The organism is Kribbella aluminosa (assembly GCF_017876295.1).
In the GTDB taxonomy this organism is placed as follows: domain Bacteria; phylum Actinomycetota; class Actinomycetes; order Propionibacteriales; family Kribbellaceae; genus Kribbella; species Kribbella aluminosa.
This window is the reverse complement of the sequence record NZ_JAGINT010000002.1, coordinates 1,653,312-1,678,494: the sequence shown is the minus strand read 5'-3', so window position 1 is coordinate 1,678,494 and position 25,183 is coordinate 1,653,312. Positions and strand designations below refer to the sequence as shown.

At 67.6% G+C, this 25,183-nt stretch carries 22 protein-coding genes, 1 tRNA gene and 1 pseudogene; 10 read left to right on the top strand and 14 right to left on the bottom strand.

The genetic code is table 11. The annotated features are described in order from the left end of the window. The first annotated feature begins 1,694 nt into the window (after positions 1-1,694). The gene (locus JOF29_RS45595; protein ID WP_209697659.1) at positions 1,695-3,020 is read left to right on the top strand and encodes a helix-turn-helix domain-containing protein; all 1,326 of its coding nucleotides are present in this window, start codon (positions 1,695-1,697) and stop codon (positions 3,018-3,020) included. A gap of 10 nt (positions 3,021-3,030) precedes the next feature. Here the strand turns inward: JOF29_RS45595 and JOF29_RS29435 are convergent, their stop codons facing one another. From JOF29_RS29435 to JOF29_RS29415, 5 genes are all read right to left on the bottom strand, one after another. Then, on the bottom strand, positions 3,031-4,737 hold the full coding sequence (locus JOF29_RS29435; RefSeq protein ID WP_209697658.1) for a UvrD-helicase domain-containing protein: 1,707 nt from the start codon (positions 4,735-4,737) through the stop codon (positions 3,031-3,033). Continuing rightward, on the bottom strand, positions 4,738-6,576 hold the full coding sequence (locus JOF29_RS29430; protein WP_245359577.1) for an ATP-dependent nuclease: 1,839 nt from the start codon (positions 6,574-6,576) through the stop codon (positions 4,738-4,740). Between the two features lie 317 nt (positions 6,577-6,893). Further along, a tRNA-Thr gene (locus tag JOF29_RS29425) sits at positions 6,894-6,966 on the bottom strand. 32 nt (positions 6,967-6,998) lie between these two features. After that, positions 6,999-8,300 (bottom strand): MFS transporter, encoded by a 1,302-nt coding sequence (locus JOF29_RS29420; protein ID WP_209697656.1) that lies wholly within the window; start codon positions 8,298-8,300, stop codon positions 6,999-7,001. 60 nt (positions 8,301-8,360) lie between these two features. Next, positions 8,361-8,543 carry a hypothetical protein gene (locus tag JOF29_RS29415; protein ID WP_209697655.1) on the bottom strand — a complete coding sequence of 61 codons (183 nt, stop codon included), beginning with the start codon at positions 8,541-8,543 and terminating at the stop codon, positions 8,361-8,363. A gap of 128 nt (positions 8,544-8,671) precedes the next feature. On the opposite strand from JOF29_RS29415, the gene JOF29_RS29410 reads away from it, so the two are divergent. Next, a complete protein-coding gene (locus JOF29_RS29410; protein WP_209697654.1) occupies positions 8,672-8,968 on the top strand; it encodes a DUF4287 domain-containing protein in 297 nt (98 codons plus the stop codon). Positions 8,969-8,983: 15 nt separating this feature from the next. Next, positions 8,984-9,745, top strand: a complete 762-nt coding sequence (locus JOF29_RS29405; protein ID WP_209697653.1) for a TrmH family RNA methyltransferase — start codon at positions 8,984-8,986, stop codon at positions 9,743-9,745. Here JOF29_RS29405 and JOF29_RS29400 read toward each other — a convergent pair. Both JOF29_RS29400 and JOF29_RS29395 read right to left on the bottom strand, forming a co-directional pair. Then, a complete protein-coding gene (locus JOF29_RS29400) occupies positions 9,742-10,485 on the bottom strand; it encodes a SecDF P1 head subdomain-containing protein (protein ID WP_209697652.1) in 744 nt (247 codons plus the stop codon). The two genes, JOF29_RS29405 and JOF29_RS29400, sit on opposite strands and share 4 nt — an antisense overlap. Positions 10,486-10,510: 25 nt before the next feature. Further along, entirely contained in the window at positions 10,511-11,398 is an 888-nt protein-coding gene (locus tag JOF29_RS29395; protein ID WP_209697651.1) for a GIY-YIG nuclease family protein, read from the bottom strand. 170 nt (positions 11,399-11,568) lie between these two features. Between JOF29_RS29395 and JOF29_RS29390 the strand changes: the two genes are divergently transcribed. Next, positions 11,569-14,586: a PQQ-dependent sugar dehydrogenase gene (locus JOF29_RS29390; RefSeq protein ID WP_209697650.1), complete on the top strand. Its 3,018-nt coding sequence runs from the start codon at positions 11,569-11,571 to the stop codon at positions 14,584-14,586. 306 nt (positions 14,587-14,892) lie between these two features. Here JOF29_RS29390 and JOF29_RS29385 read toward each other — a convergent pair whose 3' ends face one another. After that, positions 14,893-15,117 (bottom strand): hypothetical protein, encoded by a 225-nt coding sequence (locus JOF29_RS29385; RefSeq protein WP_209697649.1) that lies wholly within the window; start codon positions 15,115-15,117, stop codon positions 14,893-14,895. A gap of 178 nt (positions 15,118-15,295) precedes the next feature. Between JOF29_RS29385 and JOF29_RS29380 the strand changes: the two genes are divergently transcribed. Both JOF29_RS29380 and JOF29_RS29375 read left to right on the top strand, forming a co-directional pair. Further along, positions 15,296-15,670 carry a nuclear transport factor 2 family protein gene (locus JOF29_RS29380; protein WP_209697648.1) on the top strand — a complete coding sequence of 125 codons (375 nt, stop codon included), beginning with the start codon at positions 15,296-15,298 and terminating at the stop codon, positions 15,668-15,670. Between the two features lie 94 nt (positions 15,671-15,764). After that, a complete protein-coding gene (locus JOF29_RS29375) occupies positions 15,765-17,084 on the top strand; it encodes an FAD-binding oxidoreductase (RefSeq protein WP_209697647.1) in 1,320 nt (439 codons plus the stop codon). Between the two features lie 54 nt (positions 17,085-17,138). Here JOF29_RS29375 and JOF29_RS29370 read toward each other — a convergent pair whose 3' ends face one another. From JOF29_RS29370 to JOF29_RS29360, 3 genes are all read right to left on the bottom strand, one after another. Then, complete coding sequence (locus JOF29_RS29370) at positions 17,139-17,978, bottom strand: EamA family transporter (protein ID WP_209697646.1); 840 nt, start codon at positions 17,976-17,978, stop codon at positions 17,139-17,141. 75 nt (positions 17,979-18,053) lie between these two features. Next, on the bottom strand, positions 18,054-18,515 hold the full coding sequence (locus JOF29_RS29365) for a GNAT family N-acetyltransferase (protein ID WP_209697645.1): 462 nt from the start codon (positions 18,513-18,515) through the stop codon (positions 18,054-18,056). Then, positions 18,505-19,893 (bottom strand): MFS transporter, encoded by a 1,389-nt coding sequence (locus JOF29_RS29360; protein ID WP_209697644.1) that lies wholly within the window; start codon positions 19,891-19,893, stop codon positions 18,505-18,507. Before JOF29_RS29360 ends, JOF29_RS29365 begins: the two co-directional genes overlap by 11 nt. Positions 19,894-19,999: 106 nt before the next feature. Between JOF29_RS29360 and JOF29_RS29355 the strand changes: the two genes are divergently transcribed. Further along, positions 20,000-20,599 carry a TetR/AcrR family transcriptional regulator gene (locus JOF29_RS29355; RefSeq protein ID WP_209697643.1) on the top strand — a complete coding sequence of 200 codons (600 nt, stop codon included), beginning with the start codon at positions 20,000-20,002 and terminating at the stop codon, positions 20,597-20,599. A gap of 13 nt (positions 20,600-20,612) precedes the next feature. On the opposite strand, the gene JOF29_RS29350 is transcribed toward JOF29_RS29355, so the two are convergent. Next, complete coding sequence (locus JOF29_RS29350; RefSeq protein WP_209697642.1) at positions 20,613-20,975, bottom strand: cupin domain-containing protein; 363 nt, start codon at positions 20,973-20,975, stop codon at positions 20,613-20,615. Positions 20,976-21,060: 85 nt separating this feature from the next. Here JOF29_RS29350 and JOF29_RS29345 point away from each other — a divergent pair, with 85 nt between their 5' ends. The 3 genes and pseudogenes from JOF29_RS29345 to JOF29_RS43720 all read left to right on the top strand — a co-directional run bounded on the left by JOF29_RS29345 (position 21,061) and on the right by JOF29_RS43720 (position 22,598). Then, positions 21,061-21,507: a T6SS immunity protein Tdi1 domain-containing protein gene (locus JOF29_RS29345; RefSeq protein ID WP_209697641.1), complete on the top strand. Its 447-nt coding sequence runs from the start codon at positions 21,061-21,063 to the stop codon at positions 21,505-21,507. 10 nt (positions 21,508-21,517) lie between these two features. Continuing rightward, positions 21,518-22,042, top strand: a complete 525-nt coding sequence (locus JOF29_RS29340; RefSeq protein WP_209697640.1) for a gamma carbonic anhydrase family protein — start codon at positions 21,518-21,520, stop codon at positions 22,040-22,042. After that, a pseudogene (locus tag JOF29_RS43720) lies at positions 22,039-22,598 on the top strand (DinB family protein). The gene JOF29_RS29340 and the pseudogene JOF29_RS43720 overlap by 4 nt, the downstream one beginning before the upstream one ends. A 202-nt stretch (positions 22,599-22,800) precedes the next feature. Here the strand turns inward: JOF29_RS43720 and JOF29_RS29330 are convergent. Next, positions 22,801-23,466: a response regulator gene (locus JOF29_RS29330; protein ID WP_209697639.1), complete on the bottom strand. Its 666-nt coding sequence runs from the start codon at positions 23,464-23,466 to the stop codon at positions 22,801-22,803. After that, on the bottom strand, positions 23,463-25,118 hold the full coding sequence (locus tag JOF29_RS29325) for a sensor histidine kinase (protein WP_209697638.1): 1,656 nt from the start codon (positions 25,116-25,118) through the stop codon (positions 23,463-23,465). Before JOF29_RS29325 ends, JOF29_RS29330 begins: the two co-directional genes overlap by 4 nt. Positions 25,119-25,183: the final 65 nt, after the last annotated feature.

The window sequence follows — 25,183 nt, the reverse complement described above, 5'->3', positions numbered from 1 at the left end:
CGCCGTACCTATGGTCGAAGCGCACTGTCTTGCTGGCATACCTCGACAGATCCGGATGGCCGGCGTCGTCGTACCGAACACCGCCAGGAAATCGGTCCGAGAGCTCCTCCTTCACCTGAACGGTCTCTCCGGCCAACTCCGGCCTGGTCGTTGGCTCGGCACGATCCGTGTCGGCCGGTCGATTCCGCTCGGTCGACTCACGGCGCGTGTAGATCAACTCATCTCGGCGGCCGAGATCCCCCGGAGGGAATGGCGGATCCCCAGCACGCCAGCAACCCGCCACATAATCGCGGTGCCGATCAGGATCTATCGGGCTGTTGTCAGGGCCCTCCACTGGCTCCGACCGAAACCGCTCCAACGCCTTCTCCTGCCTGGCGTTGCGCTCCGCCCAGAACGCCTCCTTCTGAGCATCACTCACCTTCATGGTGCCGTCGTACTCCGGAGGACCGCGTCTCACCTCGTACCGAGTGATCTCCAACTCATGCGCACATCGCCCGTCCTCAGCCGCGGCAGCCTCCCGCGCCTCGAACTCATCCCGGTCCAGCCCCCGCTCGACAGCCGCAGCGAACCGATCGTCCCGCTCCCGCAACCGCGCCCGCAGAACCGCCTGGGCGACGGCACGCTCCGTAGCCTCCACAGCCGCCCGATGCCGCTCGCTGGACACTCGGTCCGCATCTGCGCCAGACGTGTCTCCATCCGCCTCCCGAGGAGCCGGATCATCCGATCGGCCGTCGCCTGGACGGAAGTCACGCACCTATCCGCGCTCCAATCCGCGCACGTCATGCCGCGGCGGGGGCACGGCATCGCAGCTCTACTTCGGGAACTACCGAGCATGACGACTTCAGCACTGATCGTAGCCTCAGCTGCCAGACGTGTGACACCAATGCAGCCAAAGGAAGACGCAATCATGCGAGCGGTTGACAGAGTCGGGCCTCCCGGCGGCCGCGCCTCCTGCGGAAGTGGCCACGATCACCTCAGGCTCACCGATCGGCGGAGCCGCCGTGATGGCCGGCTTCGTGGTCGGCCCCGGACCGTTGTTCGCCGTCATCGGCGCCGTGCTCCGCTCAGCCGCGCGCCGCAGGGACGACTCAGCATCGCTACCGCGGTCGTCGTCCTCGGCATCGCAACACTCGTCGTCGCTACCAATCAGACAGGTGGCTGCAGACCCTGCCCCCTTCGGTGAAACCAGTGGCGCCAGCCGATCGATCCGGCCGGCGATCTCCTCCTACGCCGCCTCGAAAGCCGCGTCCGTGTCGGATCCGGCACCGACCAATGCATCCGCGGCCGCGACCCGGCCGGCAGATGCTCATACGCGATGTGGCACACCGCGATCACCAGATCGTTCGGTTTCACCACGTCACCGGCCTGAGCAGTCCGCTACTTCGCCGGAGCCAGCCCACGCCGCGGCTCAATAGTCACTGATCTGCTTCACCGCGTCAGCTCCTGCGATCCGACGGAACCGCCCTCCGTCTGCGGCAAACCGCGCGAACAGTCGGGCCTCAAACGTTGAGCAGATGTCTGGGTTTCGCCCAACTGGGCGTGTCGGTCGAGGAGGTCGGATGGGACGGGAAGCGCTGCCGCTTGGAACGTGGGGGTCCGTGTCGTCTCGCGTTGTCAGTCGTGACAAGGCTGGAAGACCACGGAAGTACGAGGCACGAGCCTGGTACCGGGACCTGGATGGCCGCACGCGTCCGGTGACGAAGTGGGGAAATTCGAAGACCGACGCGGAGAACAAGTTGCGCGCCGCGCTAAAGACACGGCAGCACCTTGGCCAGGCCAACGGGCTTCAGTCGAGTGACCGGATCTCCACTGCAGTTGAACTCTTCTTGGCTGAGGTCAGCGATCTGATCGAGCAGGACGTCCTCGCCCCGAACACCTATCAGACGTACCGGTATCAGTACGACAAGAACCTCGCTCCGCGGGTCGCAGAGCTCCGGCTGCACGAGCTGACCACGCCTCGCGCAAACGATGTCATCAGACAGATCCGCGACGAGGTCGGCGCCGCAACCGCCAAGACATGCCGAACTATCCTCAGCAAGACCTGCTCCCTGGCGGTGACGCACGGGGCACTCACGACGAACCCGATCCGGGAAATCACCATCCGCGCAACCTCGAAGAAGCAGCCTCCACGGGCACTGGAAGATGGGGAGCGCGAGTACTGGTTCGAGCTGCTGCGACAGGACGAGAGAGCGGTCCGCGCCGACCTGATCGACATCAGTAAGTTCATGCTGGCCACCGGTGAGCGGATAGGTGAGACACTCGCTGTGACCTGGCGGGATTTCAACCGGCAGACCGGAGAGATCGACTGCAGTCATCAGATCCAACGGGTCAAGGGCAAAGGACTTGTACGGCGCCGCGTGAAATCTGCGGCAGGCGATCGCATCCTCGGACTTCCGCATTGGGCCATCGAGATGCTTACCAGCAGATGGCTACCCGGAACATCGCTGGACGCGCCAATCTTCCCGGACACGAACGGCGGCTTCCGCGATCCGCACAACGTACAGAAGGCGATCCGGAACGCCCGCCGGCCGATCGGCAGCCGACGTCGCCGCGAACTAGGCAGGCTCCTGCGCGATCACCGACGCAAAGCCGGCCTCACGCAAACCCAGACGATCGAGAAGCTCGGCTGGCGAAAGACCCGGATCAGTCTGATCGAAACCGCCCGAGTGAAAGTGACAGCCAACGAGGCCGCGATCCTTGCCGACACCTACGGAATCAGCAGACAGGACCGCAGCGCCCTCCTGGAACTGACCGAACTGGCAGGCCTGCAGTCACTGGCGGATGAGCTGGCCTGGGTAACCGCACACGTGTTCAGGAAGACCACGGCAACGATCCTGGAAGATGCCGGGCAGACCCCACGCCAAGTCGCCGACCAACTCGGACATGCACAGACCTCGACCACCGTAGACGACTACTTCGGCCGCCGTCGCCGGAACCCGGGAGCGGCGAAGCACCTCGAAGAGGCTCTCCGCCATGTCCACGACCAGGATCGGATCGACGTACAAGGTCCACAGCCCTAGTGCGGGTTGATCAGGTCTGCGGGGTCAAGGGCTGGGCGCCAACGGGGCGCACAAACACGACGAGTTGACGGGCACGCGTGATGGCCACGCGGAGCAGTCGACGCTCCACTTCCTGGCCACTCAGGTCGTCGCTGAGGAGCTGACCTTGATGGCGCCCCTCGACGATGATGACGGCGTCAAACTCCTTTCCCTTGGATTTGTGCATATTCATGACGCTCACCAACGCTGGTTCCTGCCGCGCCACAGTGACAGCGTCCTCCGCGAGAGCAATGCGGACCACGTCGGCTGCTCGCTGGTAACCAGCACTTCCGTCCCAAGCATCTTGCAGTGCGGAGGCAAGGGAGTCGGTAGCACGAAGCACCCGTAACAGCCGCACTCGCTTGTTGATCTCATCCAGCTCTGCGGACCCTGCCAGTCTGGCTCGCGCGACCTGCCAGTCACGAACAGGTCGTCCGGTGAGCTCGGCCGGCCTATCGAACCGCTCGAGCAACACCTTTGCTGTCTTCGACACAGGATCGCGGCCTGCGTCGATCGCCTCGATCGCGCGCTGGACGGTGGTGATCGTCTTCCGAGCACCGCTGGTTCCGCGGCCCAACTTGGTCCGGTAGTAGCCGGCGAGGTGCCGCAAGGTGTAGGCCACGGCCTGGTTCCGTTCGAGCAGTCGCCACTCAAGAACGCTCGCAACCACGAGAGCGGCCGCCGCCGTCAACTCGGGATCCACCTGGAGCACGTGGTCGATCGCAGCGAGACGGCCTCCGTCCGGCGCCGTCCGATCCTGTGCAAGGACCTCGGACACACGGGCTGCGAGCAGGTTCGTGCGTGTCAGGACGGCGATCGTGGGAGGAACGCCTGTTTCCTGAACAAGTTTGCGTTGCACCGCCACCACAGCCCAATGAGCCAACGCTTCAGCATTGTCGTACCGATACCACTTCACGATGACGTTGTCGGGCCGTGCGGACGGCCGGTTCCGCAGTACCGCATTGGCATAGTCGAGCAGACCGCTCCCCGGGCTTCGATGATTGTCCTCGGACAGGTCGAACGAGACGGGTTCCAGTGCAGTGCGCACATCCTGGATTCGGTGCTCGTCGACGCCGGGCAGGTGGTCGAAGATGCGTTGGTCAGGATCGGCCAGGCAGACGATCGTGCTCCGTTCTGACAAGGCCTTGATCACGCGCCATTGATCTCGGTTGGTGTCCTGGAACTCATCGACGATCACAAGCGGGTACCTGGCACTGTAGAGGGCGCGCACATCAGCGGATCGCTCAAGAAGCTCTGCGGCGATCGGAGCGAGGGTCTCGAAGACGAAGACGGACTCCTGTCGAGCCAACCGATCGATCTCCACCTGCCAGTCACCGTCGTGATCTGCTCGTCGCTGCGCCTCTCGCTCAGGCGTGATGAACCTGACCGGCGCACCGGTCAGGAGCTGGCCCTGGCTGCGTACAACTTCGAGGAAGAAGGCATGGAAAGTCCTCACCTCGATCACACGCCGATCAGCACGAGTCAGGACGCCTGGCAAGCGATCAGTTACCTGCCGGACGGCGGCCCGCGAGAAGCTGAGGAAGAGAACGTGCTGCTCGAGGCGGAGCTGCGGGATGACGCCTCGGGCCTTGAGCAGAGCAATCGTCGTCTTACCGCATCCAGGCCCACCCTCGATGAGGACGTGGCCTCGAGACTGCAGAATCGCTTGGCGCTTCTCGTTCAACTCGATCTCGGCCACTCAAGAGCCCTCCCCGGGATCCGACGCGTGGTCCACGGCGGGACTTGCCGGCTCTGCTGTCAGTTGTTGGTCGATAAGGCCGAGCAGGCTGACTATCGATGCAGGCAGCTCCGTGGCGCCCTCCGCCTCCGCGACAAGAGCCGCGGCGTAGCCGTAGTAGGCGCCTTTGCGATGACGCAGCACATCTCGCAGCAACGCGTCCACGTCCTGATCAGAAGCGCTCGGCGCAAGTGAGCCACAATCGCTCGGGTAGTCGGGGCGCTCAGGCGCTTTCTCAAGAAAGCGTCGCTTGGTCGACGCCGGCATCTCGGTGATCAGCAGATCCTCAACTCCGGAGTACGGAATCACCTTGTACTCCGTGAAGTCCTGTCCCTTCGCGGCGATGTCGGCCTTCAGGGGCTGGCTCGGCGTGTCATGCATCCCGTAGACGGGTTTGCCCAGGCTCCTGAACAGCGGCGCGTACAGCGGAACCGAGACGTCGTTCCCCGCATCGAACACCGAAACACCGGCCAAGTCGATATGGGTGTATTTCAAGGCCGGGTCTGCTTCCATGACGTCCGCTGCAACTGGGATTAGCGACGCTTCGGTGGCACCTTCAACGACGAGGACGGCTCGGGCAAGAATCGCCTCAGCGAACTGGCGCCGATTCTCGCGATAGCGCTTCAGCTTGAAGTCCACGGGCAGGGTGATTGGCCCGCTGCCCAGTAGGCCATCGTCATCGCGTCTCAGAACCACGATGTTCTCGGGCTCGAATCGCTCGATGACGTACGGCGAGTGCGAGGTGACGATCGCTTGTCCCATGTGAGTGGTGACGAAGTCGACCAGACGCCGCTGGGCATGCGGCGGGATGGCGATCTCGGGCTCCTCCATCGCGAAGATGACTGAGGTATCGCCTCTCAGCTCAGCGATGTAGGTCAACAGAGCGAAGACGACAAGGTTGAGTGATCCGGTGCTGAGGCGGCCGAACGGAACTGCGAACGCACCAGGCTTGTTAGAGATGAACACCCGGAGGACCTCGCGGATGTTCTCCCGCGTGAGTTCTGAAGCATGGAGCTGCACGTCATCCGAGGCGCCGCCAAGCGACACGAACTGACTCACGCGCGACTTCACCTGGCCAAGGATCTTCTCGAGCTTCGAATCCTTCGCAACCAGTGCGACGTCGGCGAGATCCGAGCGGAGCTTCTCCCAGAGAGTGACCTCGGTGTCCGATTCCAAGCGGATGATCGTGTCGAGCAGGGATCCCCGTTGCAGGCTGAGGGCACGGGAGCCGGTTCTGTTCGGGCGCAGATACAGATATCCGGAGTAGCGCTTGTCTTCGCGAGTGAACGACCGCCTGCCGCCACCGAGGTCGGCGATCTCGGCGGTCAGGTCGTCTGAGATGGGCACCGGGTGAGCGAAGAAGGTGCCGCCCTCGAAGTCGTCCTCTGCGGGGTTGAAGCGGCCGAAGAACACGATAGGCAAACACCACGGACGAGTGTCAGCCTCATCAATGGCATCGGCCTCGACATCCGCAAAGTCGTTGCTCTCGACATCCCACTTCCGGAGGTGCGCGCCGAACCGTAGCGTTGCAGTGTCCGAGAGGTCGACCAGCACGACCTCGATGTGGATCTCGGGTCGAGCACCTTCATCACTGGGGAGGTACGCGGCCGAGTGGAAGTCGTATTCATCGACCACCGGGCGCCGGAACATTCGCTCAGGCCCGAGGGCGAGATCCAGCGCATCGCAGATCGTCGACTTTCCGACACTGTTGCCGCCTACCAGGAGAGTGTGCCCGTCGAGCCGGATATCGGCCGATTGGACGCCACGAAAGTTCCTGATACGCACTCGCCGAACCTGCATCGCTTCGCACTCTCCCCCGGTAGACCTACTCGACGTCTGGGGGTGCCGCGGATCTGCTTTCCCTCCCCTTGGGGGTATCGGTCCTCGGACGCGATCCGTTACCGACCGTCATCCGGCTGTTATCGCCGGGCGAGCCGAACACGCAGCTGAGACCCCAATTCGGGTGGTCGCCCGCCGGCGTGTGGGCATGATCGAGCGGTCGTGATCGAAGGCGCGACCCGCTGACAACCGCCGCGATGTCCGGCGCAAAACCTCGAGTAAACCTGGAGTAACCACCTGCTGAGGGATAAGCGGCTACTTATCTTTCCAGGTAACGGAGCCGGTGAGGGGACTTGAACCCCTAACCCCCGCTTTACAAGAGCGGTGCGCTGCCAGTTGCGCCACACCGGCGGGTGTGCGGATACATAGTAGAGGATGGGGAGCTAGGGGCGGAGTTCGGTTATCGGGCGGTGGAGGGCTCGGGCGCCGGGGACTGCCAGTAGGGCTATGGCGGCCATCAGCAGGAAGGCCGCGGTGGGGTGGTGGACCAGGAGGCCTACTGCTACGGCTACTACCAGCCCGCCCAGGTTGCCGGCCATCCAGATGAGGCCGGCTGCGGTGCCTTCGGCTTCGCCGGTGCGGCGTTCTACTAGTTCCAGGACGATTGGGAGGGCGGGGAGGAGGAGCAGGCCGATCACGGTGATGGAGAGGAAACCGGTGGCGGCGCTGGGGGCGATGGCGAGGAGGGTGCATGCTGCGGCGGTGGTGGCGAGGCTTACTACCAGGAGTAGTGATTCGGAGTGCCGGCGGACGACGAGGATGGGGATGGTTGCGCTGCCGATGACGCCGGCTACGACCTGTAGCAGGAGGATCGTGCTGGCGGTGGCGCCGCTGACTCCGGCGGGTTCGAGGAGGGCTTGGGCGAAGGTGCTCATGGCAACGAAGACGCCGAACGGGAAGATCGCGAGGACGCACAGGCGGCGGATGAGCGGGTCGCCCCAGGCTGCTGCCAATGCGCCTCGATCGCGGCGACCGGCCGCGGCGGCGCCGACCGCGAGCGGCACGCCGACCCCAGAAGGAACACCGGGCTCGTGCTCAACGCCGGACCTAGGCGGGACGCCGACATCGGGTGGGAGGTTCTCGCCGGCGCGGGCGTCGTTGGCCTCGCGGGCGGCGGCGCTGTGGGTGGGGCTGGTGTAGAGCGCGACCACTAGCACGACTGCGGCGAGCACACAGAACGCCGCGGCGGCGATCAGCATGGCGGGAAGTGAGGCCGCGGTCGTGAAGATCGCGGAGAGCAGGAACGCGATCACCATGCCGGCGAAGATGCTGGCGGTGCCGATTGCGATGCCGGTCGGGCGGTCCTTCTCGCGGAGGTAGCGGCCGGTGATGCCGGTGACCGCGTTCAGGACGAGCGGTTGCGCGATCGAGGCCAGGATCTGGCCCGCGAGCAGCCAGCCGAAGTCGTCGCCGATCAACCGGACGACGGCGCCCACGGCAGTCAGTACGGCGCCGGCGACCAGCCCGGCGCGGAACCAGCGGTCCAGGACCAGGCCGCACGGGATCGCCAGTACGACGTACAGCAGCGGGAACACCTGGGCGAGCCAGCCGATCGCGCTCTCGGACACGCCGTACCGTGCGGCAGCGACGGTCGTGACGCCGGCGAAGTTCAGCCAGACCAGCTGGGTCGCGGCGCCGACCAGGGAGTAGCCGACGATCGCCGACCACCGACTCCGGATCTGCATGGGCGAACTGTAGTCCAGCCGTGACCAGGAACGTGATCATCCGAACCGTGGTCGGGATGATCACCACCAGCGGGTAGGAGGCGTCCGGCCGGTCACCACCCGTACCGCGAGGTGCTGCTGCGGCGCGGCGACGCTGATCCTCGACGTGGCGCCGGTCGTCGGCCGGGATCGAGGCGTGGACGCGATTGCTGGAACCTGGTCCAGCTCGGCGGCGTCCCCGTCCACCGCCTGCTCGCAACGCATACCGCGATCGTCGGGGTACGTCGCCGGGTTCTCGTTGCAGCGGGGCGGAAAGTTCCTGATCGATGGTGTCGATTTCCGGCGGGGTCGCTCGACGCAGGGATGTACGACGACCACACAGGAGGAAAACGATGTCGTTCCAGGCGTACTTGGACAAGATCGAGGAGAAGACCGGCAAGACCCCGCGGGAGCTGGTCGACGAGGCCACCAGCCGTGGGTACGGCGCCGTGGACGTCAAGACCGGGACGATCCTGGACTGGCTCAAGGCGGACTACGAACTCGGCCGCGGGCACGGGATGGCGCTGGTACACGTGATCAAGAACGGCGCGCAGATCAGCGACAAGCACGTCGGCACCGACGGCGCGCACTCCGACCCGAGCAACCTGCTCTGGCTGGACGGGAAGGCAACGAACCCGCTGAACGCCTAGCACTAGGCTAAGCGGGTGGACAAGAAATCGCCGCGCGACAAGTGGATCACCGTCTACGGCCGGAAGCCGGTGCTGGAGGCGCTGCACGATCCGAAGCTGTCGGTGGCGAAGGTCGTGCTCGCGGACAACGCGACCGGCCACTCGATGGAGGAGATCCTCCGGGCCGCGGAGCAGGACGGGACGCCGGTCGAGCGCGCGACGGCCAGCCGGGTGAAGTGGCTGGCCGGGAACGGCAAGCACGACCAGGGCGTGGTCGCGGACGTGAACGCGCCGCGGATGACGCCGCTGGAGGAGTTCGTCCGGGACCGCGGAAAACGGCCGACCAACGTTTTCCTGCTCGACGGCGTGACCAACCCGGGGAACGTCGGGATGATCCTGCGGACCGCGACCGGCGCCGGGTTCGACGGCGTGATCCTGCCCCGGGCCGGTACGCCGCACGTCGGGCCGCTGGTCATCAAGGCCTCGGCCGGTGTCGCGTTCCAGGCGCCGATCGTGAACACGTCGACCGCCAAGGCCGCGGTCGACCTGCTCCGGACGGCCGGGTACCACGTGTACGGGTTGTCGGCCCGCTCGCAGGACTCGCTGTTCCGGACCGGTCTCGCGCCGCGCGCGGTCTACGTGCTCGGCGGGGAAACGAACGGAATCACGGTTTCCACCGATTCCGACCTGCAGATCCCGCTGCACGCCGGCGTCGAGTCGCTGAACGTCGCGGTCGCCGCCGCGATCGTCGCCTTCGAGGTCACCAACCGGCCTGGTGTCCCGCTTGCGGGACACTAGCCAGTGATCTTCTTGGCGAGAGCCTCGGCGGTCTCGCGGGTGTAGTTGCCGGAGATCTGGATCTTGCTGCCGGAGATCGCGGACTGGACCGTCGGTGCGGTGACGACCTGGCCGTGGACGAGGACCGCGAGCTGGTTCGCGGGCGGGACCTGTTTGGCGAGGCTTGCCGTCAGCTGGCCGAAGAGCTTCGTGCCCTCGGGGTCGAGGTCGAGGCTCACGTACCAGTACGTGCTGCCGCCGGTGTTGTAGCCGGTCTTCACCTCGGACACGTGGCTGCCGTCGAGCTCGACCTTGCCGACCGTGTAGACGATGCCCTTGTCGTCACACGCCGTACCGTCGGGTGCCGGGCTCGGGCAGGTGCCGGGCTTCTTGGCGAGTACGCGGCGGAACTCGACGGCCTTCGGGTCGGACGGCTTGGTGTTGACGGCCGGGGACTCCTTCGCGGCCGGCTTGCCGTCGCTGCTGCGCGTCACGAACAGGAGCGCACCGACGCCGAGGAGCAGGACCAGCAACAGCACCAGACCGCCGACGATCAGCAACGGCCCCCGCGACCGCCTCGGCGGCCCTTGATAGCCCGGCCCCGGCTCAAACATCGGCCCGGGCTGGAAGGACTGGTTCGGCGGCTGCCCCGGCGGGTACGGCGGCTGCCCCGGCTGGTACTGCGGTTGCCCTGGTGGTGGGCCAGGTGGTGGGCCTGGCTGGTACGGCGGCTCGTTGGGCGGCACCGGGGGCTGTGTCATACGCACATGCTAGGTAACCAGGAAGTCAGCGCAGGCGAGCCGCCAGCTCCGCGTTGCGCTGCGCGAAGGTCCGCCACAACTCCGGCGTCGACGCCACCCGGACCCGCGCAGCCGCCGCACCGCACGCCCGCTGTGTCCACGTACACATCCGCCCGGCCCGCAGCTCGAACCGCACCAGCACCCCATCGGCCCAGCCGTACACGTCCGCATCCCGCGGCTCCAGCCACGCCACCTTCTGCTCGGCAACGATCCAGTCGAGCGCCTCGATCTCCCCCTGCACCTTCGCGGCGAACTCGTACCGCAACTCCCCCGCCGCCCGGTCCCGCCGCCGTACCAACTCGCAGCGCAACGCCTCCACAGCGGCCGCATCCCGCTCCAGTACGGCGATCGCCGTACGGACCAACGCCTCCCGATCCCCCGGCCCGATCCCGAACAGCCGTCCGAACTCCTCGGCCGACCCGCCCCCCTCCACCGTGTACTGCAACGGCAGCACGCGATGCAGCCCGGAGATCGCCTGCCGGATCCGCAACCCACCGAGGTACGGCCCGAAGTGCGCCGCCGTACCGCTGACCGTGTGCTCGAACCGCAACCCCGGCCGGGCACCGTCACCGAGCCGGATGTACCCGACCACCTCGGCGCCGCCCTCGGTCCGGTTCCAGCGCGGCTTCGAATGCTCCAGCAGATTCCGCTCGAGCCAGGCCGCCTCATGCTCCGAGTCGCACCAGACCCCTTCCACCCGGGCGATCCGCCGTACCATCCGGGAAAGGTGCGGACGGTCGCCGAGGTTCACCCAGTACGACCGCACGCGCCGCCGCAGATTACGGGCCCGGCCGATGTACAGCACCTTCCCGGCGTCGTCGCGGAAACGGTAGACGCCCGGACCGGTCGGCAACTCCCGGATGCTGCGTTTCATCACCCCAGTGTGCCCGGTCCGACCGGCGCAGTGACCGACCGGTGGAGTGTTTGAAACGAATGCCTGCCGGGCCTTGCGCCGGGCCGAGACAGCAAGTCATCCTGACGCCCAATTCGAGTGCCTGCAGGGGGCTGTGAGGGCAGGCGCCGGATTTCGGGCCTGGGGGCTTCGTGAGGAAATCTGCCTGGTGGCTGCGCTGTGCGCTGTCCACTGTGTGTCTCGTACTGCTGCTGCCGCTTGCCGTGATCGCGCCGGCACGCGCCGCGGTCACGCCGTCCGGTTTCAGTGAGCAGGTCGTGTTCAGCGGCCTGACGAGCCCGACGAACGTCGCGTTCTCGCCGGACGGCCGGGTGTTCGTGGCCGAGAAGAGCGGGCTGATCAAGGTCTTCAGCTCGCTCGACGACCCGAACCCGAAGGTGTACGCCGACCTGCGCACCGAGGTCTACAACTACTGGGACCGCGGGCTGCTCGGGATCGCGCTGCATCCCAACTTCCCCACGGATCCGCGCATCTACGTGCTGTACACGCACGACGGGCTGATCGGCGGCCCGACGCCGAAGTGGGGTACGCCGAACACCGACGCGGACCCGTGCCCGACGCCGCCCGGGCCGACGGCTCGCGGCTGCCTGGCCAGTGCCCGGCTCTCGGTGATCAACGGAAACGGCGCGGAGCAGGTACTCGTCGAGGACTGGTGCCAGGTGTTCCCGAGTCATTCGATCGGCTCGATCGAGTTCGGACCGGACGGGATGCTGTACGCCGGGGGCGGCGAAAGCGGGAGCTTCAACTACATCGACTACGGGCAGACGACGAGTCCGCCGACCGACCTCTCGCCGGACAACCCGTGCGGCGACGGCCCGGCCGCGGTCGGTACCAAGCTCTCGGCGCCGACCGCCGAAGGTGGCTCGCTGCGGGCGCAGGACCTGCGGACTCCGGGCGATCCGGTGACGCTGGACGGCTCGATCATCCGCATCGACCCGGACACCGGGCAGGCCGCGCCGGGCAACCCGCTGACCAGCAGCACCGACCTGAACGCGCGCCGGATCGTGGCCGAAGGTCTGCGGAATCCGATGCGGTTCACCTTCCGGCCCGGGACGAACGAACTGTGGATCGGCGACGTCGGGGCCTCGACCTGGGAGGAGATCGACCGCATCGCCGACCCTAAGGCGGGCGTCACGAACTTCGGTTGGCCGTGCTACGAAGGAGCCGCGCCGCAACCCGCGTTCGCCAAGGCAAACCTCAACATCTGCCAGAACCTGTACGCCGCCGGCCCATCCGCCGTGACTCCGCCGTACTACGCCTACAACCACAGCGACAAGATCGCCGGAACCTGCTCCTCCGGCAGCTCGTCGATCTCCGGAATGTCCTTCTACAAAGGCGGAAACTACCCCGTGCAGTACAACGGCGCGCTGTTCTTCACCGACTACAGCCGCAAGTGCACGTGGGCGATGATGGCCGGCAGCAACGGTCTCCCGGATCCCGCGAACATCCAGCTGTTCGCGTCGGGGTACGGCGCGACGCGGCTGCAGACCGGGCCGGGCGGCGACCTGTTCACGGTGGACTACGACAACGGCCGGATCCTGCGGTACGTGTACAACGGGACGAACAACCCGCCGACGGCGATCATCCACGCCGATCCGGCGAGCGGGCCGACACCGCTGACCGTGACCTTCGACGGGACCGCGTCGAACGACGCCGACGGCGATCCGCTCACCTACGCGTGGGACCTGAACGGCGACGGGCTGTACGACGACTCGACGGCGGCGACCGTGCAGCACACGTACACGACCGCGGGGACGGTGACCGTGCGGTTGCGGGTGTCGGACGGGAAGACGTCGACCACCACGTCCACGCAGATCAACGTGGCGAACACGGCACCGACCGCGCTGATCACGTCGCCCGGTCCGGCGACCACCTGGAAGGTTGGTGACACCATCAACTTCTCCGGGTCCGCGACGGATCCCGAGCAGGGCACGCTGCCGGGGTCGGCACTGACCTGGACGTTGATCATGCATCACTGCCCGAGCGACTGCCATACGCACACGATCACGTCGATGACCGGCGCGAGTGGTTCGTTCGTGGCGCCGGATCACGAGTATCCGTCGTACCTCGAACTGAAGCTGACGGCGACCGACGACGGAGGTCTGACCGACACGAAGAGCGTGCGGCTGGATCCGAAGACGGTCGGTCTGACGTTCAACTCCTGGCCGCCCGGGATGCCGGTCGCGTTCGGGAACACGAGCGGGAAGAGTCCGTTGACCGGGACGACGATCGTCGGGTCGAGCGTGTCGGTGTCGGCGGATCCGCTGCAGCGGCTGGCGAACCAGGTGTACCGGTTCGGGGCGTGGACGGACGGCGGGGCTCGCGACCACAACCTGGTGGCTCCGGAGCGCGTCGCGACGTACACGGCGATGTACGGCGCGAAGCGGAACCTGGCGCTCCGGCGACCGGCCCTTGCCTCGAGCACCTATCTCGCGGGACGCGAGGCGTCGAAGGCCGTCGACGGCTCGATGGGTACGGCGTGGTCGAGCGCGCGGGCCGATCCGCAGTGGTACCAGGTCGATCTCGGCTCGGCGCAGGTGGTCGACCGGGTGCTGCTGAACTGGCTGTCGACGGCGTACGCGAAGGCGTACCAGATCCAGGTGTCGGGCAGCGGGCGTTCATGGAAAACGGTTTCGTCAACGGTCAGCGGAGCCGGCGGGACGGAGAACGTGACGTTCCCGCCGATCTCCGCGCGGTACGTGCGGATCGTGGCGACGAAGCGGGCCGTTGCCGGGAGCTACTACTCGCTCTGGGAGTTCGGGGTGTTCCAGGACACCGGGCCGGCGGTCGGGATCGCGGGGCAGTGCATCGACGTGTACCAGGCGCTGACGGCGGACGGTACGCCGACGACGCTCTACACATGTAAGGGCGCCGTGAACCAGCAGTGGACCCCGTCGACCGACGACGGGACGATCCGCACGATGGGCAAGTGCCTGTCGGCCGGCGGTACGACGCTGCGCACGCCCGCCGTGCTGTGGACCTGCGACGGGTCGACCGGCCAACGGTGGATCCCGCAAGTCAGCGGTGCGTTGATGAACGCCGCGTCCGGGATGTGCCTGGATGCCACCGGCGCATCGTCAGCGAACGGTACGAAGCTGATCGTCTACACGTGTAACAACGGACTGAACCAGAGGTGGGTGCTGCCCTAAATTCGACCGCCCACGGGGTGATGCGCGCCTATCGTTCGGCGCACCGCCCTGTCTCGGGATGTTGAACACCCCGCGGTGTCTGTGAACAGGCCATTGCTTGTTCAGAGACCCCGGGCCTTGTCGTCAGTCACCACACAACACCCGTCCCGGTCTTTCCCGCCGCCGGAATGACGACCTGCCGACACCGCCCGAACCGCCGCTATCTCAGGGGTTCACTGCAGGCGAAGCCGTGCCACTGAAGGCAGCGGCACAGTACTGCGGTCCACGGATCGAGGCTTACCTGAACCAGCATTGCCGCAGGGCCGGTCAGACGGGGACGGGGTGCCAGGTGACGGTCGCCCCCTGGCGTTGGACGTGGCCAAGACCGGGCAACGGCAAGTGGTGGACGAGGAGTTGGTCGTCGGCGGCGCGTTCCAGGTGCGTGAACAACGACGGCGGCCAACTCCGCGCGTGAAGGCCGGCTGCGGACATCCCGGCATCGAGTTGCCCGACCAGCGGCTCGACGTACTCGCCGTACCCGAGGAAGCTCACCCCAGCCCGGTATCGACCACGGCCGGCCCGTCCGGCGTACTCACGAACGGCCAGTTGTACCCACACGTCAGCGTCGATCGCCTCACACGACCGCGAACCGGAAGAACATCACGTCAGTGTCCACGGTCACTGGTGACGCATGGGATGGTTCACGTGCGCGGCCTGTCACGATAGGTGGATGACGATCGAGGAGCAGGTGCGCGCGGTTGCGGCCGAGTGGGATCGGATCGTCGTCGGCAACGACGCCCAGCAGGTCGGCGCATTCATGACGGACGACTGGGTGTACGTCAGTTCGACCGGACCTGTGACCAAGGCTGAGATCGTCAGCTGGATCGCGGACGGGCGCCTCGCCCACCACAGCATGCAGGTCGTCGGCGGCGAGAGCGTGGCGCGCGCCGGTGACGCGGTCGTCGTCACGGCACGCAAGACGAGCACAGGTACCTGGGCCGGTACGCCGTACTCCGCGGACGAGTGGATCAGCCAGGTCTGGGTTCCGACCCAGGCCGGCTGGCGGTGCGCGTTCGCCCAGAAGTCCGACGCTCAGACGAAATAGCACCGCGTTGTGTGATGTGGGGTTGTTCACGTCACATCGCTCAGCCGGCGGACGTCAGGTGTTTGTTCGATGAGGGCAAACGCGAAGGAACGTCATGACTGCAGTGGTCGAAGGATTTGGTGGGCAGATCGTCGGGCCGCAGGACCCGGAGTACACCGCGGCGAGCCGGACCGTGCTGGTCGCCGGCAGCCCGGCGTACGTACTCCGGCCGGTGAGCGTCGACGACGTACAGAAGGCCGTCCGGTACGCCGTGGACAGCGGGCTGCCGCTCGCCGTGCGGGGCGGCGGGCACGCGTTCCCGGGGTTCGGGACGAACGACGGTGGGGTGGTCATCGACCTGTCCGGCCTGGCCGGGATCGACGTCGTCGACAAGGACAAGCACGTGGTGCGGATCGGCGGCGGCGCCACCTGGGGGCAGGTCGCGGCCGCACTGGCGCCGCACAACCTGGCGATCTCGTCGGGTGACACGAAGAGCGTCGGCGTCGGCGGGCTGACGCTCAGCGGCGGGATCGGGTGGAAGGTCCGCAAGTACGGTCTCGCGCTGGACAGCCTGGTCGCGGTGGAGCTGGTGACCGCTGCGGGCGAGGTCGTGCGGGCGTCGGCGGACGAGAACGCCGAGCTGTTCTGGGCGGTCCGCGGTGGCGGCGGGAACTTCGGGATCGTGACCGCGTTCGAGTTCGCGGCGCATCCGACGACCGACATCCACTTCGGGAAACTGACGTTTCCGGCGCACGAGATCGCCGAGGTGCTGCCGCGCTGGGCGGAGTACCTGCGGACGGCGCCGGCCGAGCTGACCTCGATCGCCGCGTTCGCGAATCCGTTCCTCGGTGGTCCCGAGGCGCCGCTGGAGATCCAGGTCGCGTACGACGGTGACGACCCGGAGCTCGCCACGGAGGCGATCGACCCGATCCGCGACCTCGGCACACTGCTCACCGACGACGTCGCGCTGACGCCGTACGCCGAGGTGCTGGTGGACGGCGCCGTACCGCCGCCGGGGATCCAGCTGGTGACCCGAAGTGCCTTTGTCGACAAGGATTCGGTACCCGAGGTACTGCGGATCCTCGCCGCAGCCGGAACGTCGCAGGGTGCGCCGATCATCGCGGTCCGCAGCCTCGGCGGCGCGGTCGCGCAGGTCGCCGGCGACGCGACGGCGTACGCGCACCGGCAGGCGGAGCTGATGTTCATCGCGACCACGGTCGGTCCGCCGCCGGTGATCGAGGCGACCCGGCCGGCCCGCGAACAGCTGTGGGAAACCCTGAGCCCGCACGTCGACGGCGCGTACGCGAACTTCCTGTCCGACGACGACGTCACCGACGTCTACCCGGCCGCGACGTACCGGCGGCTCGCGGAAATCAAACGCCAGTACGATTCCGAAAACGTTTTCGCCGGCAACCACAACGTGCGGCCCGCCTGACGACCGGCGGCCCGGATCTCGCTGTACGACGACCGGCAAGGCCTGCAGCGAAGGCTAGGTAGCTTCGCGGTGCAGCCCGACCGCGACGACGATGATCGCGACTGCCAGCAGTTCCGCCGCCTGCGGGAACTGCCGCAGTACGACGGCACCGATCACCGTCGCCGTGGCGGGCAGCAACGCCAGCATCACCGCGAACGTCGAGCGTTTCAGCCGCGCCATCGCGAGCTGATCCGCGACGTACGGAATCACCGACGAACACACCCCGACACCGATGGCCGCGCCGAGCAGCCGGAGATCGGTGAAGGCCGGGACCGCGGCCCACGCGCCGATCGGCAGCGCGAGCACCGTCGCAGTCGCCATCGCGAGCGCAAGGCCGTCGATCCGGCGGAGCCCCGCGGCCCGCGACACCCGGTGGCCGAGGACGACGTACGCCGCGAACAGGATCGCGTTGAGGGCGGTGAACACCAGCCCGACCCAGTCGTGCGACAGGCGGATATCGGTCAGCAGGTACACCCCGACCACCGCCAGCAGTACCGCCAGTAGATTCCGCAGGCTTCGGACAGCGATTGCTGCCAGCACGACGACCGGCGCGAACTCGGCGGCCGCGACCGTGCCGAGCGGGATCCGGTCGATCGCCAGGTAGAAGCAGCAGTTCATCACCGCGAGTACGGCGCCCCACGCGACCACCAGGCGGCGGGTGCCCGGGTCCAGGATCCGCCAGGCCCGCCAAGGGCGCCGCCAGAGCGCGAAGATCAGGCCGGCGGCGGCGATCCGCACCCAGGCGACGCCGAGCGGCGCGATGCGGGCGAACAGCAACACCGCCAGCGCCGGCCCCAGGTAGTGGAAGACGGCGCTGACGACGAAGTACGCCTGCGGCGGCACGGTTCTGCGCACGTGGCCCACGGTAGGAAGCGCCGCGACGGACGACCATGCCGTTTCGGAAAACGTTTTAGGGTTCGGATTTCCGTTTCAGAGCTGGCGCTCGTACGCGTCCGCGTACCAGCTGGCCGCGGTCTTCGTGACGAGCTTCGCGCCGAGGCGTTCGTAGAAGCGGTAGCCGGCCGCGTTCTCCAGGCGCAGACCCCAGCCGATCGGGAGACGTTCCGGCAGCGCGATCCGGGCCAGTGCCAGCATCAGCTCTCGCCCGACGCCGGCGTCGCGGAACGGCTTGCGGACATAGAGATCGTCGAGAGCCAGCTGGTCGCCGCCGACCCACAGGTACGCGCGCCGAAGCGCGGACACGTACCCCGCGACCGCGCCGTCCACGGACGCGACCAGCACGATCACGTCCCCGCGGTCCAGGAACTCCTCCCAGTCGGCGACCTCAGCTGTCACGTACTGGCGCTGGTCCTGGTAGTCGGCCAACTCCCCCAGCATCGTCAGCACCGTTTCGGCATCCGCGCTCTCCGCGCGGCGAATCTCAATGGACATGAACCGGCTCTCCTGAAGGCTTGAACGACGGTACGACGATCAGCGTCAGCGCAGCAGCCACCGCAGCCGTGACCGCCGCGAACGTGAACCCACGCGTGAACCCGGTCGTCACGGTCCCGGCGAGACTCGCCGCCGCAACACTCGACACCACTGCGACACCGAGCGACGCACCGAACTCGTGGAACGTACTCAGGATGCCCGACGCCAACCCTGCCTCATGATGGTCGACCTGCGCGAACGTCGTGGTCGACGACGCCACGAACGAGGCGCCGAGCCCGATCGTCCCGACCGCCATCCCGCTGACGACCACCGCCGCACCTTCCCACAACGCCGGAGCCGCGACGCCGATCGCGGTGAGCAGGAACCCGGCGATCGCGATCGGCCGCGCACCGACCTTGCCGACGAGCTGACCGGCCAGATGTGCACCCACGATCGCGGCGACCGCCACCGGCAGGAACAACAGCCCGGTACGCAGAGCGCCGTACTGCTTGAAGTGCTGGAGGTAGAACGAGCCGAGGAAGAACATCGAGATCATCAGCGCGGTCGCGACCAGGATCATCAAGGTGCCGGCGGCAACGGATCGGCGGGCGAGGATCCGGACGTCCATCAGCGGCGACCGGACGCTGCGCTGCACCCAGCCGAAGACGCCGTACAGAACAAGAGCCCCGGCCAGCGTGCCCAGGGTCGCGACGGACAACCAGCCGCGGTCGCCGGCGTTGATCAGCGCGTAGATCGCCGTACCGGTGCCGGCGGTCACCAGCAGTGCGCCCGGTACGTCCAGGCGGCCCTGCTGCTCGCCCGGCTTGCCCGGCTTGCCGGCGGGGAGCATCCGGAGCAGCAGCGTGAACACGACCAGGCCGATCGGCAGGTTGATGTAGAACACCCACTGCCAGCCGGGGCCCGCCGTCAAGAGACCGCCGAGCAGTACGCCGATCGCGGAACCGCCGCCGCCCATCGCGGACCAGATGCCAAGCGCCTTGTTGCGTTCCGTTCCGGAAAACGTTTTCGTCACCACGGACAACGCTGCCGGTGACAGCATCGCGGCGCCGATTCCCTGCGCGACCCGGCCGCCCAGCAGGACCTCCGGGCCGTTCGCCAGGCCGGTGACCAGTGAGGCCAGCGTGAAGACGGCGAGGCCGGTCAGTACGACGCGGCGGGCGCCGAACAGATCGGCGGCACGACCACCGAGCAGCATCAGGCCGCCGAACATCAGCGTGTACGCACTGACCACCCAGGTCAGCGTCTCGCGCTGCAGGTGCAGGTCGGTCTCGATGTTCGGCAGCGCGATCGCGACGACGGTCACATCGAGGATCAGCATGAACTGCGCGACGGCGAGCAACCCCAGCAACCGCCACCGCCGAGGGTCGGGTTGACTCATGATCTCGTCCTTAAGTTGAACAGACATGTACGAGTTGACGGTAACTCGTACACTGCTGTTCGACAAGAGGAAGTCGTACAATGATGTTCGAGATCAGGGAGGCCGGATGGCAGCGACCACCAAGGTGACGACAAGACGAGCGGATGCGCAGCGCAACATCGACGCGATCCTGAGCGCCGCCGCGGAGTGCCTGAGCCGCAACCCGGCGGCGAGTACGTCGGAGATCGCGAAGGCGGCCGGCGTCGGGCGGGTGACGCTGTACGGGCACTTCCCATCCCGGGCCGAGCTGCTCGACGCGGTGTTCGTCCGGTCGATCGCGACCGGCGAGGAGGCGCTCGGGCAGGTCGATCTGACCGGTGACCCGCGCGCGGCGCTGATCCGGCTGATCGAGACGAGCTGGGAGCTGGTCGACGGGTTCCGGACGCTGCTGATCGCGGCTCAGGAGGTGCTGCCGCCCGCGCGCGTACGGGAACTGCACGCCGACCCGATGGCTCGGGTGGAGCGGCTGCTGGAACGCGGGCGTACCGAGGGGGCGTTTCGTACCGACCTGCCGACGACGTGGCTGGTCGGCGTCATGCACAACGTGATGCACGGCGCCGCCAACGAGCTCCAGGCCGGGCGGATCACCTCCGCCGAAGCAGCGCCGTACATCACCGCGACGCTGCTGGCGGCGTACACACCACCAGGCGAGCGCGTCCCGGGCTGACTGGATCCAGCGCCTACTCGAGCCAGATGGTTTCGAACGTCGGGTTCGCGTGGATGTGGACGGCCTCGTAGCCGCCCGGTCCGGTGCGGAACTTGTGCGGCGTGTCGGCCGGTACCACCAGGATCTGGCCCGCCGTACCGACGATCTCCTCGCCGTCGACGGTGAACGTCGCCGAACCACGCCGGATGATGAACGTCTCGGCGTACGGGTGCTTGTGCAGCCGCGGCCCGGCGCCTTCCTTGGTCGTCGCCTCGAGAATCAGCGAGACCCCGGCACCGCCCGGCAGTTCGGTGTAGTTCTCGGTCCACTCCTCACCGTCGGCGCGCCCGTCGGCCCGGCTGATCACCGCGGCCCCAGACTTCGCAATCTCGGTCATGCCACCCTCCTCGGTCGATCCAGCCCACCGTAACCGCGCTCCGGCTCTCCGCACATCAGGTTTCTCCCTGATGCAGCATTGGGGCATGGAGTTGACCCGGACGTTCACCGACACGCAATACGCACATGCCCTCGAGTCGTGGACGTTCCTCGACCTGGACGGGAAGGTTCCGGTGTTCACGTCGCCGTTCGGGGACGTGGTCTTCCAGGCGGAGGACGGGTTCTGGTGGCTGGACACGCTCGAGGGCACGCTGACCCGCCCGTGGGCGAGCGCGCAGGAGTTGGAGCGGGAGCTCGACACGGAGGACGGGCAGGACCAGTACCTGCTGGCCGGGCTCGTCGTCGGCGCCGCCGGCGAGGGCGTCGTACCGTCCGGGGACCAGGTGTACTCGTTCGCCCACCCGCCGCAGCTCGGCGGGGAGATCGCGCTCGGCAACCTCGAAGTACTGGACTTCGTGGTGTCGCTGAACATCCTCGGGCAGATCCACACCCAGATCCGCGAACTTCCGCCGGGTACGCCGATCTCGCTCTAAGGTGTTGCGCATGCCGCTGTACTCGTTCGAAGGTAAGCGCCCGACCGTGCACCCCGACGCGTGGATCGCGCCGACCGCGACGCTCGTCGGCGACGTGGTGGTCGAGGCCGGGGTCTCCATCTGGTACGGCGCCGTGATCCGCGCCGACCTCGGCACGATCACGATCCGCGCCGGCGCGAACATCCAGGACAACACCGTCATCCACGTCGGCCACAACGGCTGCGAGATCGGCCCGAACGCCACCATCGGCCACCAGTGCCTCGTCCACGACTGCACCATCGGCGAACAGGCCCTCGTCGGCAACGGCGCCATCGTCCTGGACGGCGCGGTCGTCGGCAAACGCTCCCTGGTAGCCGCCGGCTCCACGGTCACCCCCGGCGCCGTCATCCCCCCGGAATCGGTCGCGATGGGCAGCCCCGCCAAGAAGATCGTCCCGCTCGACGGCACCGCCAAGCTCTTCGTGGACCACAACGCCGCCGTCTACCACGCCCTCGCCGAACGCCACGCCGCCACCGTGGAACTCGTCGACCCGTGATCGACGACTTCGCCAAGTCCTACCTGCACGACGCGCTCCGGTACGTCCGCGAATCCCTGCTCGGCAAGGTCGAAGGGTTGTCCGAGTACGACGTACGCCGCCCGCTCACGCACACCGGCACCAACCTGCTCGGCCTGGTCAAACACCTCACGCTGACCGAGGCCCGGTACCTCGGCGACGCCTTCGACCGCCCGTACCCCGACCCGCTCCCGAGCTTCGCCGACCCGAACTACGCGAACCGCCACCACCTCTGGGTGACCGAGCACGAGACCCGCGCGCAGATCCTCACCAACTACGACCGCGCCTGCACCCACGCCGACGCCACCATCGAAGCCCTCCCGATCGACACCCGCGCCACGGTCCCTGGTGGCCCCGCCCCGACGTGATGCTCTTCAACGTCCTGGTCCACGTGCTCACCGAGACCAACCGCCACGCAGGCCACGCCGACATCCTCCGAGAACAACTCGACCCCACCACAAACGCCGACCCCGCCGTCGACTGGACCACCCATCGAGCCCAGATAGAAACCGCCGCCCGCGCCGCTGACCCTCGTTAGTGCGGCCTGCTCGGCGTGGCCCGAGCTTGCCCGTTGAGGTGGAGGGTTGCCTGTGCAAATTCTGAGTGGGCAACCCTCCAGTTGAGGGGATGCCCACCGAGTTGGAGGGTTCGCCAACCGAGGCCGAGGCTCGCCGGGCGGGGGCGCCGAACCGGGACGTCGGGCCGGGACGTCGGAGCGCCCGGGCGTCGGGTGGGGTGGGTTAGGGGCGCCAGGTGTAGCGGCGTTCGGGGCGGCCGGTGGTGCCGTAGCGGAGGGTTACGTCGGCTTGGCCTTGGGTGGTGAGGAATTCCAGGTAGCGGCGGGCGCTGACGCGGGAGATGCCGATGCGTTCGGCGCATTCGGCGGCGGAGAGGTTCTCGGGTGCGTTGCGGAGGGCGGCCGTGACCAGGTCGGTGGTTTCCTGGGAGAGGCCTTTGGGGAGGCGGTTGACCAGAGGGCGGGCGGGTGCGAGGACGCGGTCGACGTCGGCCTGGGACGTGACCGGGTCGGGGACGCTGGCGCGGCGGCGGGCGTACTCCTGCAGCCGGACCCGGAGGTCCTCGAAACCGAAGGGTTTCAGCAGGTAGTTCACGACCCCTTGGCGGACGGCGCCCCGGACGGCCTCCGCCTCGCGGGCGGCGGTGATGACGAGGATGTCGACGGACGGCTGTACGGCGCGGAGCCGGGCGATCAGGTCCAGCCCGAAGACGTCGGGCAGGTACAGGTCCAGCAGTACCAGATCGGGCGCGAGCGAGCCCAGTGCGGCGACAGCCTGGTCGCCGGAGTTCGCCGTACCGACGACCTCGAAGCCGTCCACGCGGTCGACGAAGCCGCGGTGGATGCGGGCCACCATGAAGTCGTCGTCGACGACCAGGACCGTGATCATCGGGCTCCTTCCGGAGTGCGTTGGGTGGACATCCGGGCGATGAACGCGGCGCCGCCCGCGGTCGGGTTGGTGACCGCGACCTCGCCGCCGCGGCGCCGGCAGATCAGCCTGGTCATCGCCAGCCCGATCCCGCGTTCGCCCTCGGCGGCCGCCTTGGTGGTGAACCCGTGCGCAAACACCTCCTGTGCCAGCTCCGGCGCAACCCCGGGCCCGGAGTCGCGGACGACGATCTCCACGCTCGCGGCGTCCTGCCGGAGTTCGACCTCGACCCAGGCCGGCGACAGCGGCGTACCGGACTGTGCCGCGGCATCCACGGCGTTGTCGACGAGGTTGCCGAGTACGGTCGCGATGTCCGCGGACAGGGCCGGATCGAGGCGGAGCAGCGTGGTCCGCTCGGACACCCGGAGCTCGACGCGGCGTTCGGCAGCGAGCGAGGACTTCGCCATCAGCAGGGCGGCGACCGCGGTGTCGTGGACCCGCCGGGTCACGGTCAGGTCGAGCGATTCACGATAGCGGTTCAGCGCCCCGACGTACGTCACCACCTCGTCGTACTCCCCGATCTGGATCAGCCCCGAGATCGTGTGCAGCTGGTTCGCGAACTCGTGGGTCTGCGCCCGGAGCAGCTCCGCGGACGAGCGGAACGACCCGAGCTCCCGCTCCAGCTGGGCCAGCTCGGTCCGGTCGCGCAGCGTGGTGACGGACCCCAGCGACCGGCCGTCCTTCAGCACGCTCATCCGGTTCATCACCAGCACCCGCCCACGCCGTACGACGACCGCGTCGCGCGCCTCGTCCTCGCCGGACAGCACCTCGCGCAGCCGGCCTTCGACGGAAAGCTCGCGCAACGATTTTCCGACAGCGTTTTCCGGCAGGTCGAGCAGCCGCCGTCCGACGTCGTTCACCAGCGTCACGCGCAACTGGGGGTCCAGGGCAACGACACCCTCGGCGAGCCCGTACAGCATGGCTTCCCGGTGTTCGGCCAGCCCGGCGATCTCGCGCGGTTCGAGGCCGAGCGTCTGGCGTTTGATCCGCCGGGCGAGCAGCCACGACCCGAGCAGCCCGAGTACGCACGCGATCCCGAGATAGATCGCCAGGTACGACGATGCGCCGCGCAGCCGCTGCAGTACGGAAGGAGACTGCTCCCCGACCATGACGGTCCCGATCTGGTCGCCGAGCGTCCCGTCCGGCCTGCCGTTCGCGCCTCTGCCCTCGCTGAGCACCGGGACCTGGGCGACCAGCTCGTCACCCAGCTGACCGGACCAGCCGCGACCGTCCGCGACGTCAGGGATACCGAACGTGAGTCTGGTCCCGATCAGCGTCGGATTGGTTGCCGCGATCACCTTTCCGTCCGGGTTCGCGACCGTGATCGAGCTGACCCCGGACTGCGCGAGGTTCGTCTGCAGCGTGGGCGCGAGCATTTCCGCAGGCGCCGGGTTCCGGATGTTGAACCGCAATGCGGGACTGGACGACAACTGCTCCGCCAGCAAGGTGACCCGACGCCCCTCGACCCGGTTGAACGTGGCGGCGGACTGCGCGAGCGAGACCGCGGCGACCGCGACCAGCACGATCACCACGATCGCCAGCTGCAGCACCAGCAGCTGCCCCGCCAGCGTCGGCCGGCCCAAACTCGGATACCTGCCGAGTCGTACCGCCATCTTCACCTCCCTGTGTTCAGCTCCGTGCACGTCCTGCCGCATGATCACCGTTGCAGCGTCCGAGT